Raw genomic sequence first — 17457 nt, forward strand, 5'->3', positions numbered from 1 at the left:
CGCACTTCGCTGATTAAGAGTTTCTTCCGCATGTCAGATACAAAGTATATTTTGGCAAGTTCAAAAATAGACTGCCAATACTTTCGGAACGATTAATACCTAGTCAACCTGGAGTGGGGCAGATACAGCGGCAAGAAGACCCGTATCGGCGTGCTACCGGTGGAAAACAACTCTTCCAGCCAGACAGTCAGCGTCAGCGGCCCTGGCGGCACCTACACTTAATAATGCAGCCACCAGTAGCGGCGGCGTTCCGGTCCAGGGCATCGAGGCGATGCTGATGGACACCATGCACAAGACCAAGCGTTTTCGCCTAGTGGAGCGCAAGGTGCTGGACAAGGCCCTGAAAGAACAGGATCTGGGGGCCACCGGGCGCATCGCCAAACCTTCCGCGGCAAAGATCGGCAAGGTGCTCGGCGCTCAATACCTGTTTCAGGCGGTGATCACCCACTATGAGGCAGGAGTGGAACAGAAAGGCGGCGGCCTCGGCGGCCTGGTGGGCGGCAGTGCCGGCGCCCTGCTGGGGGCCCTCGCAATTAAGGAGTCGAAGGCGGTGCTGGGCATGAACTTCCGCCTGATCAACGCGGAAACCAGTGAGATCATCTACACCGACCAGGTGGAGGCCGAACTGCATGAGTCCGGGCTCACCTTTGGCGGGCTGGGCGTAACCGGCGGCGGCGGGCTGGGGGGCTTCATGTCCAAGTACGCCAAGACCCCCATCGGTCAGGCGGTGATCTCCACCATCAACCGGGGCGTCTATGGGCTAGTTAAACAGACCGGCACCTCGCCCACCACGGGTTCGGTGATCAAGGTCAAGGGCAACAAAATCTATCTCAACCTAGGTGAAGGTTCGGTGAAACCCGGCGAGACTCTGGACTTAGTGCGTATCGGCGAACAACTGATCGATCCGGAGACTGGCATCTCACTGGGTGGCGAGGAGGAGTTGATCGGTACGATCAAGATCACTGCGGCGAAGGAGAAATACTCCATTGCCAAACCGACGGGCCGACTCAAGGCCCCGCGCATCAAGCGTGGCGACAAGGTGGTCTCCCAGCGTGAAGCGGAACCGCTGAAATTCGCGGCTTCCTGGACACCGCCAAAGGAGAAAAGCGGGTTCTTCGGCGGCGACAGCAAAAAGAGTTCCAGTGATTCATCCGACGACGATTCACTCTTCTGATCAGGATGGGTGCTGAAGCAGACTGACACAGGACGATAGAAACCATGGGCAATCCAGCGGCGAGAATGGGGGATCAGGTCATCCAGCAGGCGCCTCATTGCCACGCTCCAATCCACCCGCCGGCACCGGTCCCCACCCCAGTGCCCCACCCCCCATTGCCCCTGGCGATCGTCAAGGGCGAGCCAACCGTGCTGATCGGGGGCATGCCTGCAGCCCGGGTTACCGACATGACCGCCCCCTGCGCCCTCCCCGGCTGCATCCCCAACGGCCCCGGCATGATCTCGATGGGTTCATTTACCGTGCTTATCGGCAACCTACCGGCGGCACGCATGGGAGACATGACCGCTCACCCGGGTTGTGTGGCACCGATACCCAGCCCGGTAGGCAAGGTTCTGCCGCCCTGTTGTCCCACAGTCCTGATCGGCTGAGGCGGATCACCCGTTGCGCCTGAGCCATTTTGAAGCCCTCGCCCCGATCTGCCCCCGGTGCCGGCTGAAGTCGGCCCAGGCGCATCCACTGGTGGTGGCAACCGTGGAGCAGCAGCTGCAGGAGCAGGTCATCGAGGGCATCCTCCACTGCTCCAACCCTGCCTGCCAGCTGGAATACCCGATCATCGACGGCATCCCTATAATCGTCCCCAATGTCCGCCAGTATCTCGCCGACAATCTGTTCTATCTCACTCTGCGTAGCGACCTCTCACCCGTGATGGCATCGATGCTCGGCGATGCAGCGGGACCGGGCACCCCCTTCGACAGCAACCGCCAATACCTGAGCACCTACACCTGGGACGCCTATGGGAAGTACGATCCCGCAGAGCCCGAGTCCCAGCAGGGTGTGTCGCCCGGTGCGGTAAAACGTTGCCTCAGCGCCGGAATGGAGTTGCTGCCACGGATACCGGAAGGACCGGCCATCGATCTGGGCTGTGCAGTGGGTGGCGCCACCTTTGAACTTGCCCTTCACACCAACGGGCTTGTGATTGGCATCGACAAAAACTTCTCCCTGTTGCAGCTGGCCCAACGGGTCTTACGGGAGGGGACAGTCAGCTATCCTCGGCGCCGGATCGGTATCGTCTACGACCAGCGGGAGTTTCCGGTGCCGGTGACCGATGCGGAACGGGTCGATTTCTGGGCGTGTGATGCGCTTGAGCTACCCTTTGCCGATGCAACCTTCGGCCTGGCGGTCGGATTGCAGCTTGTGGACTCGGTCAATTCCCCAACGGCCCTGCTGGAAGAGACGGCTCGCAGCCTGCGCTCCAGTGGGGCCATGATCATGGCGACACCCTACGACTGGTCGCCAGCTGTGACTCCCCTCGAAAGTTGGATCGGCGGCCACTCCCAGCGAGGATCCAACGCAGGTGCGGCAGAACCCTTACTGAGGTCGTTGCTGACCCCCGAAGCCCACCCCCAGTCAGTAAAAGGGATGCAACTCACCAACGAGATCACCAATTTCCCCTGGCACACCCGCATCCACGACCGTAGCATTATGCAGTACCGCGCCCACCTCGTAACCGCACTATCGGTTGAAACAGACGCCTGATTACTACTTGTATAAAGCTGAAAACAGCGCAAAATCTGCAGAGATGAAAGGCCCACAAACCCTTCAAGGCAGTTGTATCGCGTTCGGCGTAAAACTGCGAAATAGCTGATCGAACAGGGGATCGGTGGCAACTTGGTTAGCAGCCAGGGAGATCGCGGACAGTTTGTAGAGGTGGACGGTTTCACCGCACTGCAGCATGAGCAACAGTTTCTGCCGTACCCGCGCCGGCCCCTCTCCCCATTCGCAGATGCTCATGATGCCATCGGCTCCCGAACGCTTACCGACAGCCTGGCTGATGAGTTGGAACGCCTCGACCTTATCACTCAGGGCTTCCATCTCCTGATTCACCAGTGCCTTGAGATCCGGTGCCTCGGATCGCTTCTCTACCCGAATCGTCATGTAGGGTGAGTCATTACCCATCGCTGGAAAGGCGAAAGTATAGACCGAGGCATCGATACACTGCTCAGGAAATTCAATGGCGAAGCCGGAACCCTGAAACTTGGGCATGACACTCACCTCCTTACTGACGCATTCGTAATAATCCTGCCTTGATAGAATAGTCAACAGTTAGCAATGGGTTCCCCTTTATTTTTTAACATGAACCAATTCATATGAGCAGAGAGGCAAGAAAGTCTTTTTATTGAGTACAAATCTGGCCAATATTCAGGTTCTTATCATCTGAACGTGATCCAGAACCAACCAAGCATGAATATTAGGCAGCGATTCGAGCCCTGGAATATAAAGTTGCTCCATATCGGGATTTTCCGGCCAATGCTTCCTGCTTCCATCCTTTAGCGTTTCAAATTGTTCACGCCCTTTTCCTTCATAAGCCCCCAACCAAATCCCTGGTTTCACCCGTGCACACACCAGATAGTCCACATTACTCCACTTGTTTTTTATGATCAGGGCCTTGCGAGCTACTGCTGAAAGCGGAATATTATCTTCGAAGGAGAAAAATTTCAGGTTTGCCATGTGCGCATCGCGTAGCCACCAGCACCCAGCTATACGCCGCTTTGACACTTTATCTTGACTAACTTTGATGAGGAATTTATTCATTGCCGATTCATCGTAAGAGCCGCTACCCTTATCACATGATGCTGGAAACTCTTCCTGTAGTGTACTGGAAAAACGAAAAATCATTTGTCTCGGAGGTAGATCAACCTCCTCGACTGTCTGCTCAATCATGCCGTCTAGCATCTGTTTATGCGCAAAAATATCGAAATAATCGCTATTGACGCAAAGCCGACTAAAGTGATTATCATCAGTTAACCGCATCACCTTCTCCTCTGTACTAACCTTATTAAGTTGTAAGTTAAACAGAAGTGCTATTCATTCCATGGTCCAAATAGAATCATTGGCGAAAATGCCAACGCCTGAAACCGCATTACCCTGACCGCATTACGATTGCGGTAACTGAGCAGCGGCATTATGCCCTGTTGTAATATCACCTCCCCTGCCCGCTCGCTGATCCAGGCCTCGGCACAGGGCAACATCTGACGCTCGCCGTCAAACTCGAAGGTGTAGGCAGGCAGGTCTTCGATATCGAGGCGGTCGCCGGGCTCCATGGCCCAGCCCCGTTCGATGAACGCGTCCGCCAACAATTGAGCGCAGGCAAAGACCGGGCTGCCCCATAGATAGTCTTCGTGTTTTCCTGGCGGTAGCGGGTTCTCCTCGAAGGCGAAGCTGTCGATCTCCTCGCTCCCCTTGCCGTAGGGCAGTCGCAACAACGGCCGTGGCAGCGCTAGTCCGAGCCAGCGAGCCGCGGCGCTCTGGCGCAACGCCTGCCAGTGCTGCGCCGCTGCCCCCTCCAGTCCGGCCCACTTCTCCACCGGCTCAGTGATGGTGTCGCAACCAAGCAGTTGGGGAGACGCCGTAGCGAGAAACGGACCACCCGCCTGAGCAGCCAATTGCCCCATGGCATGCAACGCAGTGATATCCTCTTCTCCCGCATCGAAGATAAAGTCACCCGCCAGCACCGACCAGGGTTCGCCACCCGCACTCCCGATCCCCTGCTCCACCAGCAACTGGTAAAGCGAGCACTTCTCAGGGGTATCATCCGCACTGGCGAGGTCGGCCAGCAGTTCAACCTTGGTGAGGTCGAGTGTGTAGAGCTTCAAGCTCTCGTTGGTCTCCACGCCAGTGACCAGGCGGTGCAATGACTGCCAGATGGCCTCTAGCGCCTGGAACCCGGGCGCATGCAGCAGGCTTCGCATCTGCTCGCTAATGGCGTCATCCACCGAGGCGACGTAGGCCGCCTGTTGAGGATCAGCCTCCGGCACGATGTGCGCGGCGACAACATGCTGGATAAACTGTTCGATCCCCGCCTTGGGCACGGCTTCTCTTGTGGCTGGCGTACTGGCTTCCCGGCCGAGCAGGCGCTCGAACATATCCCCTTCTGGCTCGGGCGAGAGCAAAGCATCGGCTGTTTCTTCGGTGGCCGATGATAGGCCGACAACTGAGGCTTCGCGCCGGAGTTCGGCTGCAGCGGCGGAAAACATGTTCGCATCCAGCAATCTGCCACGCAGTTGACGCAGCCCCTTGAAGAGATCGAGTCGCTGAAACAGGCTATCTGGATGAAAATCCCCCAGTTCGCTGAAGGAGAGATCGACCCGGGCATGCTCACCCTCGCTAAGCTGTAGGCTCACACTCGGCGCATAACGAGCCATCAGCTGCTCGAAATTGTCCACGTCCACCTGCCGAATAGCACGTCTATCCAGTGGTCCGGCTGCTTCGGCGTAACCGCTGAAATTCCCCATCAACAGGATACGCATAACCGAAGCCGGTTTGCGCTGAGGCGCTGCGCCACTACCGCGAAGACCAAACTCAAATTCCATGTGTGCAGCCATCGGTCAATACTCCCCACTGATCTCCTGTCTTTAGTGTAGCGTTCTCCCGACGGGGCTTAGCAGCGTGGGGGAAATGGAAGCAAAATCAGCTAGACTCAGAATGGACAGTGCAGGGAGAGTTGCCAGGTGTCTGACATCACACAATCCGAGAGGAGCGTGTCCGTCTCCACCCCCCTTGGCGGGGATACGTTGGCATTCATGAGCATGAGCGCCAGCGAGGAGATGAGCCAACTCTTCGAGTACGAGCTAGAGTTGCTCAGCGAGCGAAGTGACATCGACCTCAACGATATGCTGGGGCAGAGTGTCACCGTCCGTCTGGAGACCGAAGAGAACAAGGACCGTTTTTTCAACGGCCTGGTCAGCCGTTTCAGCTACGCGGGCACCCAGGACCGCTACTACCGCTATCGGGCCAGCCTACGGCCCTGGCTGTGGAGCCTGACCCGGACCTCCGACTGCCGCATCTTCCAGGAGATGACCGTGCCCGACATCGTGGCGCAGGTGCTGCGGAAAAACGGCTTCTCCGATTTTGAATTCAGTCTCAGCAGTGGCAGATACCGCACCTGGAGATACTGTGTCCAGTATCGTGAGACCGATTTCAACTTCATCTGCCGCCTGTTGGAGCAGGAGGGCATCTACTTCTATTTCCACCACCAGGACAACCGTCACTTTCTCGCCATGACCGATTCGGTCAGCTCCCACAACAGCGTGGGCACCATCCCCTATTTCCCCCCCCAGGAAAACGTGCGGCGCGAAGAGGAGTTCATCGACGAATGGTATGTGGCCTCGGAGGTGCGTCCGGGTAAATTCGTCACCGACGATTACAACTATGAGAAGCCAAAGACGGAGTTGGAGGCACGCCTCTCCAACCCAGCGAGCCATCAGGCCGCCGACGGTGAGATCTACGATTATCCCGGGGAGTACAGCGAGCCGGGCGAGGGTGAGACCTACGCCCAGATCCGGTTGGAAGAGCTGCAGACCCCCCATATCGTGGCAGAGGCGACGAGTAACTGCCGACGGGTCGGTGTGGGCGAGTTGTTCGAGCTGGAGAACTTCCCGCGGGAGGATCAGAATCGGGAATACCTGATCACATCCGCCACCTACCAGATCAAGTCGGATGTCTATGTCAGCGGTGGTGGCGACACCGGCGGCACCGTCTACAGCTGCCAGTTCAGCTGCATCGACCGTACCCGCCAGTATCGTGCCCCCCGACTGACGCCGAAACCCGTGGTGCAAGGGCCGCAAACTGCTTTTGTGGTCGGTCCCAAGGGCGAGGAGGTCCACACCGATAAGCTGGGCCGGGTCAAGGTGCAGTTCCACTGGGACCGGGAGGGCACGCTGGACGAAAACAGCTCCTGCTGGGTCCGGGTCTCCCAGAGCTGGGCCGGCAAACAGTGGGGCGGTGTATTTCTGCCCCGTATCGGCCAGGAGGTGATAGTCGACTTTCTGGAGGGCGATCCGGACCGGCCGATCATCACCGGCCGGGTCTACAATGGGGAGAACCTGCCACCCTATGCCCTGCCTACCAACAAGACCCAGTCCGGCATCAAGAGCCGCAGCACCAAACAAGGCAGTGACGACAACTTCAACGAACTGCGCTTCGAGGACAAGAAAGGTGAGGAAGAGGTCTCCTTCCATGCAGAAAAGGACTTCAAGCGCATGGTGGAGAACGACGACACCCTAAACGTCGGCCACGACCAGACCCGAACCATACACAACCACCGCACGGTAACGATTGAGGAAGGTGACGACGTCCTCAAGATCAAAAAGGGCAAGCGGAACACCACCATCACCAAGGGCGATGACATCTTGCTGGTGGAGAGCGGGGATCAGAAGGTGGAGATCACCTCCGGCAGCCACCTCATGAAGACCGGTAACTCCATCGAAATGGAGACCAAAAAAACAGTCAACAAATCTGCCTCATCCATCGATTTAAAGACCAAGGATTGCACCATCAAGGCCTCCAGTACTGTCGTCATCAAGGCATCCAAATCGATCGAGCTGAAGGTCGGCGCCAGCAGTATCAAGATCGAGCCCGCCAAGGTCACTATAAAATCCCCGCAGATCGCGATCAGCGCCGATGGCACGCTCGATGCGAAGAGCCCCATGACCACGGTGACAGGGGACGGCATCCTGACCCTCAAGGGCGGGCTGACCAAGATCAACTAGGCGACGGCGATTCAATGGAAGCGATCAAACTAGACAAGGTCCAAGCCGCCACTGCCAACGAGGTCTGTCTCTCTTTCGACCTCGACGAAGAAGTGACGCTCCTGCTGCAGGAGGACCAGACACCGGCCCAATTCCTGCAAACCCTGATAGACCACGCATACTTGGCCGATGCCGCCCGCTTTCTCGCTTTCGCCCTGCCCAAACGCGAGGCGGTCTGGCTGGCCTGCCTGGCGGCACACAGCGTGGTCGACGAATCAACCTCCGAGGCCGAGATGAAGGCGCTCACTCTGACCGAACAGTGGGTCTACAAACCGACTGAAGAGTGCCGCCGTACCCTGATGGATATCGCGGAGACGGCCGGACTCGACACCCCCGCCGGGTTCGCCGCGGCCTCCGCCTACTGGAGCGGGGAAAATATCGCACCCGCCGACCTGCACCCGGTCCCCCCCCCCCGCCGGCATTACCGGCAAGATGGTCTGGGGGGCCATGGTGCTGGCGGCCTATCACAAGGCGCCAGAACTGGCGAACGACAGATACCGCACCTACATCAGCCAAGCGATCGATATTGCCAATGGAGGTGGCGGAAAGGACTCCTGATTCGGCTATCCGCCCCTAATAAGACGTTTGACCCCGGAACCTTTATTAGACGATTTTTCTGCCAAAAATCCCAATCACCAGGCGGGCCAGCAAAGAAAAAAATCAGCATACCCGTCAATAGCGAAAGGCCTCTGCTGGCACCTGGAAAAACTCAATAACAACTTTCAAAAAATAAGATAATCATTTGTTTGGCAAGAGGAATGGAATCTCCAAATTGGCGTCCAGCAAACTACGCGCAGCCTTCCATCGGGAAAGAATTACTTTCTTTTTCGATTGATTGCAGGGGTCTGAAGAGTATGCTACACAAAGAGTAAGGGAATAAAACTACAAGGTTTGTTTATAAGCAGACAAGGATGCGCCGTAAACCTTACAGAGAAGGTTGCGGCGGTGGGAGAGGAAAAACTGGACACCGGCCGATGACAAGTGCGATCGACGTAAAAGGCCTCCTGCAAGAGATATCAGCTGATAGCTCATGTGGTGAAGACTTGGAGTACGATCCCGGTTTCATAGAATTGGAACGATTGGCCGCGGGTCGGGCGGAGCAGCAGGTCGGGGACTCTATCATAGAGGCGGAGGAGCCCGACTGGCAGGCGGTGCAAAACGCCTCCATAGAGCTCCTTTCCCGCACCAAAGACATCCGCATCCTCACCTATCTCATCCGTGCCGCCCTCCACACCGAAGGCTATGAGGGCGCCACCAACGGAATCAAACTCCTGCATGGCTTGGTCAAGCAAAACTGGGAGCAGATTCACCCCCGACTCGACGCAGAGGACAACAATGATCCCACCATGCGTATCAACGCGATCAGTGCACTGACCGACAGCGCCACCATGTTGACCCCTCTGAGTAAGGCGCCCCTGGTCAGTTCCCGAATGCTGGGACGGTTCGGCCTGCGGGATTACGCCATCGCCACTGGTGAACTGGAACCGTTGAATGACGCCGACGCGGTGGACATGACCCGAATCAACGCCGCCTTTCTGGATGCCGACTTGGAGGAACTGCAAGCGACCGCCGATGCGGTGGCCGAATCCATTGATCACCTGACCGAACTCGAAGCCTTCATCACAGAACAGGTCGGCACAACCAATGCCATCAGCCTCTCCGATCTGGTGAATTCGTTCAAAGAGGCACAACAGGTTCTGAAGGGACAACTGCAAGCGCGTGGCGTCGGGGCTGAGGAGGGGACGAATGTCGACGTGCCCAGCGAAGAAGGTGCAGCACCCTCCGCTTCAGGTGCCCCAGCACTGAGCGGAAGCATCAACACCCGGATGGATGTAACACGTGCCTTGGACAAGATCATCGAATACTACAACCGAAACGAACCCTCCAGCCCGATTCCTATCCTGATGAAACGGGCAAAAAGACTTGTCTCTCTCGATTTCGTTGAGATCATCAAGAATATGGCACCAGATGCCATGAACCAGATTGACCTATTTCGAGGCCCGGAAAAAGAAGAGGAGTCAGAGGCATCCCAAAACGATTGGTAAATGCAGTGTCAGCTAAATAACGAATCTGGAGGCAACCAATGGTCCAAAGCAGTCAGAAATTCATAGCCAAGAACCGCGCACCGCGCGTGCAGATTGAATACGACGTAGAGGTCTATGGTGCCGAAAAGAAGGTGCAACTCCCCTTCATCATGGGCGTCATGGCCGACCTCTCCGGCAAGCCTGAAGAAGCGCTGCCCCCGGTGGCCGAGCGCAAGATGCTGGAAATTGATGTCGACAACTTCGACGACCGTCTCAAGTCGATGAAACCTCGGGCAGCCTTCCAGGTGCCCAACACCCTGACTGGCGAAGGCAGCATCAGCGTGGATCTCACCTTCGAGAGCATGGACGATTTCTCCCCGGCGGCGGTGGCACGCAAGGTAGGCGCCCTGAACGAGCTGCTGCAAGCGCGCACCCAACTCGCCAATCTGATGACCTATATGGACGGCAAGGCGGGCGCCGAGGAACTCATCGCCAAGGCCCTGAACGATCCTGCCCTGCTGCAATCCCTGGCCTCGGCACCAAAGCTCGGGGGCGATGAGACCGCAGCAGAGGAAGAGGAGGGTTAAACCATGGCAGAGCTGGAAAAAGACGTACAAGCACAAGCCGCAGCAGAACCCCTGGAGGCCAGTGATTTTGCGTCACTGCTGAATCAGGAGATCCGCCCAAAATCGGACCGCGCCCGCGAAGAGGTGGAGCATGCCGTACAGACCTTGGCGGAGCAGGCCATCGCCTCCTCTGTCACCGTGTCGGCCGACATCACTATCACCATTCGGGAGATGATCGCCGAGATCGACAAACGCCTCACCGAACAGGTCAACCAGATCCTGCACCATGAGGATTTCCAGAAAGTCGAAGGCGCCTGGCGCGGCCTGCACCATCTGGTCAACAACACCGAAACTGATGAGATGCTCAAGATCCGTGTCATGAACATCTCGAAAAAAGATCTGCACAAGACCCTGAAAAAGTACAAAGGCACCGCCTGGGACCAGAGCCCCATCTTCAAGAAACTCTATGAAGAAGAGTTCGGCCAGTTTGGCGGTGAACCCTACGGCTGCCTGGTGGGTGACTACCACTTCGACCAAAGCGCTCCCGATGTGGAGCTTCTGGGTGAGATGACCAAGATCGCCGCCGCGATTCACGCGCCCTTCATCGCCGGGGCTTCACCTACCTCTATGCAGATGGACTCCTGGCAGGAGCTGAGCAACCCTCGCGACCTGACCAAGATCTTTCAAACCCCGGAGTATGCAGCCTGGAATTCGTTGCGGGAGTCCGAAGACGCCAAATACATCGGTCTCGCCATGCCCCGTTTCCTCTCCCGTTTGCCATACGGCGCGAAGACCGACCCGGTGGACGAGTTCGATTTTGAGGAAGAGACCGGCAACGCCGACCACAATAAGTACACTTGGGCCAACGCCGCCTACGCAATGGCGGTGAACATCAACCGTTCGTTCAAGATGTACGGCTGGTGTTCCCGCATCCGCGGCATCGAATCTGGCGGCGCAGTGGAAGGCCTGCCGGCACACACCTTCCCCACCGACGACGGTGGAGTGGATATGAAGTGCCCCACCGAGATCGCTATCAGCGACCGGCGGGAAGCCGAACTGGCCAAGAACGGTTTTATGCCGCTGGTGCATAAAAAAAACACCGACTTTGCTGCCTTCATTGGTGCCCAGTCGTTCCAGAAACCAGGGGAATACGATGATCCCGACGCCACCGCTAACGCCAACCTGGCAGCGCGTCTGCCCTATCTGTTCGCAACCTGCCGCTTCGCGCACTATCTGAAATGCATCGTGCGCGACAAAGTGGGCTCGTTCAAGGAACGGGATGAAATGCAGCGCTGGCTGCAGGACTGGATCCTGCAGTATGTGGACGGAGATCCAGCACACTCATCCGAGACCACCAAGGCGGAACATCCACTGGCGGCTGCGGAAGTGGTGATTGAAGACGTAGAGGGAAATCCGGGGTACTACACCTCAAAATTCTACCTACGCCCCCATTACCAACTGGAAGGCCTGACAGTTTCGCTACGCTTGGTATCGAAACTGCCATCAGCTAAAGCTGGGTAAGGCGATATCGCCGGATACCGACTATGAGGGTTTGGCAATAATCTGCCATATCACCGGCACCCGAACGATGTCAGATAAAACACGTTGAACGTTAAGGAGAGCTATCATGGCTGTTGACATGTTTCTCAAAATTGGCGACATCGAAGGTGAGTCACATGACAAGGTACACAAAGGCGAGATCGATGTACTCGCTTGGAGCTGGGGTATGAGCCAAACCGGCACCATGCACATGGGTGGTGGCGGTGGCGGCGGCAAGGTATCCGTTCAGGATCTGTCATTTACCAAGTACGTGGACAAATCCACACCACTGCTCTACAAGTATTGTGCTTTCGGAGAGCAGGTGGATGAAGCCAAGCTGACGGTGCGTAAGGCAGGCGGCAAAAACCCTCTGGAGTACGTCGTATTCTCAATGAAAGATGTCATCGTGACCTCAGTATCGGCGGGCGGCAGTGGTGGTGAAGACCGGCTGACTGAAAATGTAACCCTGAACTTCGCCAAGCTGAAGTATGAATACCAGCCGCAGGATCAAAAAGGCGGGAAAGAGGGAGGTACGGTCGACTTTACCTTCGACATCGCAGGCAATACTGAATAACAGCACTCTGTTTGCCGCCTCTACACGGCGGCTTTGTCCATTGCCTGGGCTGTCTATTCCTGACCTCGAAGGCGGTAAATCAGTGCCCCTTCGCTGAATTGATCGGGGTGTAAATATGTTGGCGCAACAATCCCTGCGCGACGGCAATCTCAATGAGGCCCTGGCACAGCTCCAGGATCAGGTGCGCAAGGCGCCCGCCAAGGCCGAATACAGAACCTTCCTGTTCCAACTGCTATCGATCATGGGCAGTTGGGAGCGGGCTCTCAACCAACTGAGTGTGGTGGCTGACCTGGATGACGGCACCCTGGCCATGGTGCAGACCTACCGCGAAGCGATCCGTTGCGAGGTGCTGCGGGAGGAGATCTTCGCCGGCAAGCGCTCTCCCCTGCTGTTCGGCGAACCCCCACAGTGGGTGGCCCTGATGATCGAGGCCTTGCGCCTCGGTGCGGAGGGCAACCACGCCGAATCCCAGACCATACGAAATCAGGCCTTCGAGGCAGCTCCCGCCATCGGCGGCACCCTCGACGGCCAACCCTTCGAATGGATCGCCGATGCGGACCCCCGCCTTGGCCCCATCCTCGAAGCGGTGGTCAACGGGCGCTACTACTGGGTGCCCATGCAGCAGATCCGCCGCATCAACATCGAGGAGCCCGAAGACCTACGTGATCTGGTCTGGATGCCCGCCTACTTCACCTGGGCCAACGGCGGTGAGGCAGCAGGACTGATTCCCACCCGCTATCCCGGCTCGTTTGCCAGCAAAGACCCGCAGATCCGACTGAGCCACAAGACTGAGTGGATCGACGCCGGTTCAGATCTCTATCTGGGTTTGGGGCAGCGTATGCTGGCCACCGACGGCGGCGAATTTCCCCTGATGAATATCCGCGAGATCAACCTCAACACTGCGGAAGGGCCTGCGGAGCCGACGTCAGAGGAAGAGGCCTGACGGGTTCGACATACCTTGGCTGAACTCACCCAAAAAGAACGTCTGCAACCGTCCCTGCTGGACCGGTTGACCGACAACCACCCGGACAAAAAGAACGAGTCCCGCGATCAGCGGGTACTCTCGATCCAGAAACTTCGGAAGAGCGTGCTGCGGGATCTGGAATGGTTACTCAACACGGTGAATCTGACGGCTACCCAGAATCTCGATGACTATCCGAACGTCGCACGCTCGGTACTCAATTACGGGGTTCCCGATTTTGCCGGCCATACCGCCTCCAGCGTCGACGTGCCCGCACTGGAACGCTTGTTGCGCCAGGCGATCATCGACTTCGAGCCCCGCCTGCTCAAGAACAGCGTCAGAGTCAAACTCCTGGTGGCCGAGAGCCGCATGAGCCACAACGCCATGACTTTCGACATCGAAGGCGAACTGTGGGCGGAACCGGTGCCGCTGCATATGTACATGAAGACCGAGATCGACCTGGAGATCGGTAGTGTCACCGTCTCCGACTATTCCGACAGAGGCAGGGGCTGATGGATCCGCGATTGCTGCAATACTATAATCGGGAGCTGCAGTTCATCCGAGAGATGGGCGGCGAATTCGCCAAAGAGTTTCCCAAGATCGCCGGTCGGCTCGGCCTCGAGGGTTTCGAGTGCGCCGACCCCTATGTGGAGCGCCTGCTCGAAGGTTTTGCTTTTCTCGCCGGCCGCATCCAGCTCAAGCTCGACGCCGAATTTCCCCGCTTCACCCAACACCTGCTGGAAGCGGTCTACCCTCACTATCTGTCGCCGACGCCCTCCATGGCGGTGGTGCGGTTTCAGCCTGACCTTACGGAAGGGGGCTTGGCAGACGGCTTCATCCTGCCCCGGGACAGCGCCATGCGCAGCCTGTTGGGAGAACACGACCAGACCGCCTGTGAGTACCGCACCGTCAGAGAGACGACCCTCTGGCCGCTGGAGCTGACCGACGCCACCTATCTGCGGTCTCTTGCCGGCATCGGCCTGCCTGATCTGCCGAAAGCCAAGGCGGGCATTCGACTGCGCTTGCGGGTCACCGCAGGACTCAGTTGCGACAAGCTGGCTCTGGAAAGCCTGCCGTTCTACCTGCAAGGAGCGGACGAACTCCCCATGCACCTCTATGAGCAGCTCCTGGGCAACGCAGTGGCGGTAGTGGCGCGCCCCATCAGCCGTCCCGCACCTTGGCAGGAGGTCATCGACCGGCAATCGATCAGACAGCTGGGATTCGACGACAGCGAGGCCCTGCTGCCTTTCACCGACCGCTCCTTCGAAGGATACCGCCTGCTGCACGAATACTTTGCCTTTCCCGCACGCTTCATGTTTGTCGAGCTGACGGGCCTGGCACCCGCCTTCAAACGCTGCCCACACGATGAGATCGAACTGATCATCCTGTTCAACCGCAGTGATGCCTATCTGGAAAAGGTGGTCAACGCAGACAATTTCGTTCTCTTCTGTACACCGGCGGTCAACCTCTTCCCCAAACAGTGCGACCGCATCCATCTGACCCACAGCGAACACGAACACCATCTGGTACCAGATCGGACCCGGCCACTGGACTACGAAGTCTATTCGGTCACCGGCGTCACCGGCTACGGTACTGGCGCCAAGGCGGAACAGGAGTTCCTACCGTTTTATGCCTCCCATGATTTGGCTGCGCAGCAGACCGACGAGGGTTTTTTCATCCAGAGGCGTGATCCGCGGGTCATCTCCTCCCGCCAGCGGCGCAACGGGCCACGCTCGAGTTACATCGGCAGCGAGGTATTCATCACTCTGGTGGATGCAACAGAAGCGCCCTACCACCCGGACCTGCGGCAGTTGGGCATCTCCACCCTCTGCACCAACCGGGATCTTCCACTACAGATGCCGGTGGGCAAAGGCACCACCGACTTCACTCTGGAGAGCGGAGGCCCCTTCGGGAGTGTGCGGGTCGTCTCCGGCCCCACCCGCCCCCGTCCCTCTTGGGCGGAGGGCGACACCACCTGGCGGCTGGTCAGTCACCTGTCACTCAACTACCTCTCGTTAATCGACAACGATGAGGCCCAAGGTGCGGCAGCCCTGAGGGAATTGATGAGCCTCTACAGCGACATCAGTGAAGCGGCGCTACGCAAACAGATCGGCGGTCTCAAGAGCATTACCTCCAAACCGACCATCCGCCGCGTTCCAGTGCCGGGGCCGATCGCCTTCGGCCGCGGCCTGGAGATCACCCTGACCCTGAACGAGGACGAATTCGAAGGCACCGGCGTATTCCTGTTGGGCGCGATTATGGAGCGATTTTTTGCCCGCTATGTCTCCCTCAACGCATTCACCCAGACCGTCATCCGCACCACGGATCGCGGCGAGATCATGCGATGGCCGTTACGCACCGGACAGCGACACTTGCTCTAGCGCTACAGCAGAGCCTCGCTCAGAAGCCGTACACCTACGACTTCTACTGGGCCATGCGAGCGTTCGAAGCCTACCACCCGGGGACTCCCCGACTCGGCGAATCCCTGCGCCCCGCGGACGATGCGATCCGGCTGGGACAGGAGGCCTCCTTGGCGTTCGCTCCCTCCACCATCTCCAGCTTCATCCCCGGTAAAGAGGGTCGGCGCCCACGCATGGAGGTATTGTTCTTCGGCCTGTTCGGACCCAACGCCCCTCTCCCCCTGCACCTAACCGAATACGCCCGGGACCGGGTGCGCAACGCGGACGACCCCACCTTCAGCCGCTTCGCCGACCTGTTTCATCATCGCTTTCTCTCGCTCTTCTACCGAGCCTGGGCCAACGCCCAACCAGCGGTCAATCACGATCGACCGGAGCAGGACCGCTTCGCCACCTACCTGGGCGCCACCTGCGGTTACGGCATGCCATCGCTGCGCGGGCGAGACGACATGCCCGACCTGGCGAAGCTGCACTACGCGGGTTGGATCTCCAACCAGGTCCACAATGCGGACGGTCTGCAATCCATTCTCACGGGATTTTTCCGGCTACCGGTGTCCATCGAGCAGTTCGTGGGACACTGGATGACCCTGCCAGAAGATACCCGCTGCCGGCTCGGCGAATCCCCGGAGACCGGCAGCCTGGGCATGACCGCCGTCATCGGTGCCCAGGTGTGGGATTGTCAGCACAAGTTCCGCATCGTGTTGGGGCCGCTCGAACTCGATGACTACCGGCGTATGCTGCCCGGCGGCGAGAGTTTCAAGCGCCTGACAGCCATCGTGAAGAACTATGTCGGTGATGAACTGCACTGGGATCTGAACCTGATCCTGAAAAAGGAGCAGGTGCCACCGATCCGGCTGGGCAGAGAAGGGCAGTTGGGCTGGACCACCTGTCTGTCCATAGAACCACCGACAGAAGATCCTCGTGACCTGATGCTCAACCCCTTTTTCAAGCCGTGACGCAATGGGGGCCAACTATACTTTTTGTAGGTATCTCAAACCGATGTGCTTAAGGAGTAACCATCTGGAAACGTTAAAGCAGATCAAAACGTACGCAAAAAAACGCGAGGAGTGCAGAGAATAATTTATTAACTTGGCGTTCTTTACGCGTCTCCGCATTGTTTGCGTTCCTTAATCACCTTTCCAGAGACTAAGACCTTCAGGAAGACAACAAAGGGGATGTAAGGATGTCTGAAATCAGTCGTACCGCCCTGTTCGGCAAACTCAACAGCGTCGGCTACAAGTCCATCGAAAGCGCTACCGTCTTTTGTAAGATGCGGGGCAATCCCTACGTTGAGCTGGTACACTGGATTCACCAGATCCTGCAACTGAAAGACACCGATATCCACCACATCGTCAAGTACTTCAGTCTGGAACCCTCCCATCTGGCCAGAGATATCACCGCGACTCTGGACAGCCTGCCCCGAGGCTCCACTTCCATCTCCGACCTCTCGGCGCACATCGAGGAGGCTGTGGAACGTGGCTGGCTCTACGGAACCCTGATGTTCGGAGAGTCCCAGGTATTAATCGTTCCGAAAGTATTGGCAGTCTATTTTTGAACTTGCCAAAATATACTTTGTATCTGACATGCGGAAGAAACTCTTAATCAGCGAAGTGCG

At 57.7% G+C, this 17457-nt stretch carries 16 protein-coding genes and 1 pseudogene; 14 read left to right on the plus strand and 3 right to left on the minus strand.

The genetic code is table 11. From position 1 onward, the window contains the following. Positions 1–202 precede the first annotated feature (202 nt). The 3 genes from Ga0074115_RS14475 to Ga0074115_RS14485 are packed head-to-tail and all read left to right on the plus strand — an operon-like array spanning position 203 to position 2710. A complete protein-coding gene (locus Ga0074115_RS14475; protein WP_267887579.1) occupies positions 203–1174 on the plus strand; it encodes a CsgG/HfaB family protein in 972 nt (323 codons plus the stop codon). A 44-nt stretch (positions 1175–1218) separates the two neighbouring features. After that, positions 1219–1602, plus strand: coding sequence for a PAAR domain-containing protein (locus tag Ga0074115_RS15960; RefSeq protein ID WP_082626947.1), 384 nt, complete (start codon positions 1219–1221; stop codon positions 1600–1602). 13 nt (positions 1603–1615) lie between these two features. Further along, on the plus strand, positions 1616–2710 hold the full coding sequence (locus tag Ga0074115_RS14485) for a class I SAM-dependent methyltransferase (protein ID WP_057957227.1): 1095 nt from the start codon (positions 1616–1618) through the stop codon (positions 2708–2710). Between the two features lie 63 nt (positions 2711–2773). Here Ga0074115_RS14485 and Ga0074115_RS14490 read toward each other — a convergent pair whose 3' ends face one another. The 3 genes from Ga0074115_RS14490 to Ga0074115_RS14500 form a co-directional block, all read right to left on the minus strand. After that, on the minus strand, positions 2774–3217 hold the full coding sequence (locus tag Ga0074115_RS14490; RefSeq protein WP_057957228.1) for a DcrB/PsbP domain-containing protein: 444 nt from the start codon (positions 3215–3217) through the stop codon (positions 2774–2776). A 156-nt stretch (positions 3218–3373) separates the two neighbouring features. Continuing rightward, the gene (locus Ga0074115_RS14495; RefSeq protein ID WP_057957229.1) at positions 3374–3985 is read right to left on the minus strand and encodes a hypothetical protein; all 612 of its coding nucleotides are present in this window, start codon (positions 3983–3985) and stop codon (positions 3374–3376) included. A gap of 50 nt (positions 3986–4035) precedes the next feature. Further along, complete coding sequence (locus Ga0074115_RS14500; protein ID WP_087959793.1) at positions 4036–5556, minus strand: type VI secretion system contractile sheath domain-containing protein; 1521 nt, start codon at positions 5554–5556, stop codon at positions 4036–4038. Between the two features lie 126 nt (positions 5557–5682). Here Ga0074115_RS14500 and Ga0074115_RS14505 point away from each other — a divergent pair, with 126 nt between their 5' ends. The 11 genes and pseudogenes from Ga0074115_RS14505 to Ga0074115_RS14555 form a co-directional block, all read left to right on the plus strand. Beyond that, positions 5683–7722 (plus strand): type VI secretion system Vgr family protein, encoded by a 2040-nt coding sequence (locus Ga0074115_RS14505; protein WP_232433131.1) that lies wholly within the window; start codon positions 5683–5685, stop codon positions 7720–7722. 14 nt (positions 7723–7736) lie between these two features. Continuing rightward, positions 7737–8477, plus strand: a complete 741-nt coding sequence (locus tag Ga0074115_RS17325; RefSeq protein ID WP_057957235.1) for a DUF6931 family protein — start codon at positions 7737–7739, stop codon at positions 8475–8477. 195 nt (positions 8478–8672) lie between these two features. Beyond that, complete coding sequence (tssA, locus tag Ga0074115_RS14515; protein ID WP_232433132.1) at positions 8673–9806, plus strand: type VI secretion system protein TssA; 1134 nt, start codon at positions 8673–8675, stop codon at positions 9804–9806. Positions 9807–9844: 38 nt separating this feature from the next. Further along, the gene (gene tssB / locus Ga0074115_RS14520; protein WP_060528662.1) at positions 9845–10372 is read left to right on the plus strand and encodes a type VI secretion system contractile sheath small subunit; all 528 of its coding nucleotides are present in this window, start codon (positions 9845–9847) and stop codon (positions 10370–10372) included. A 3-nt stretch (positions 10373–10375) separates the two neighbouring features. After that, entirely contained in the window at positions 10376–11872 is a 1497-nt protein-coding gene (tssC, locus tag Ga0074115_RS14525; RefSeq protein ID WP_060528663.1) for a type VI secretion system contractile sheath large subunit, read from the plus strand. A 106-nt stretch (positions 11873–11978) separates the two neighbouring features. Then, on the plus strand, positions 11979–12464 hold the full coding sequence (locus tag Ga0074115_RS14530; RefSeq protein ID WP_057957339.1) for an Hcp family type VI secretion system effector: 486 nt from the start codon (positions 11979–11981) through the stop codon (positions 12462–12464). A gap of 115 nt (positions 12465–12579) precedes the next feature. Beyond that, positions 12580–13407 (plus strand): type VI secretion system accessory protein TagJ, encoded by an 828-nt coding sequence (locus Ga0074115_RS14535; protein ID WP_060528664.1) that lies wholly within the window; start codon positions 12580–12582, stop codon positions 13405–13407. Between the two features lie 15 nt (positions 13408–13422). Further along, a complete protein-coding gene (gene tssE, locus Ga0074115_RS14540) occupies positions 13423–13938 on the plus strand; it encodes a type VI secretion system baseplate subunit TssE (RefSeq protein WP_057957302.1) in 516 nt (171 codons plus the stop codon). Continuing rightward, positions 13938–15806, plus strand: a complete 1869-nt coding sequence (tssF, locus tag Ga0074115_RS14545) for a type VI secretion system baseplate subunit TssF (RefSeq protein WP_057957301.1) — start codon at positions 13938–13940, stop codon at positions 15804–15806. The genes tssE and tssF overlap by 1 nt, the downstream gene beginning before the upstream one ends. After that, positions 15770–16798 (plus strand): type VI secretion system baseplate subunit TssG, encoded by a 1029-nt coding sequence (gene tssG / locus Ga0074115_RS14550; RefSeq protein WP_060528665.1) that lies wholly within the window; start codon positions 15770–15772, stop codon positions 16796–16798. Before tssF ends, tssG begins: the two co-directional genes overlap by 37 nt. 227 nt (positions 16799–17025) lie before the next feature. Next, a pseudogene (locus tag Ga0074115_RS14555) lies at positions 17026–17361 on the plus strand (type VI secretion system ATPase TssH); the annotation flags it as partial. Positions 17362–17457: the final 96 nt, after the last annotated feature.

The sequence above is a fragment of the endosymbiont of Ridgeia piscesae genome, assembly GCF_001443665.1.
GTDB classification, from domain to species: Bacteria; Pseudomonadota; Gammaproteobacteria; order Chromatiales; family Chromatiaceae; genus Endoriftia; species Endoriftia persephonae.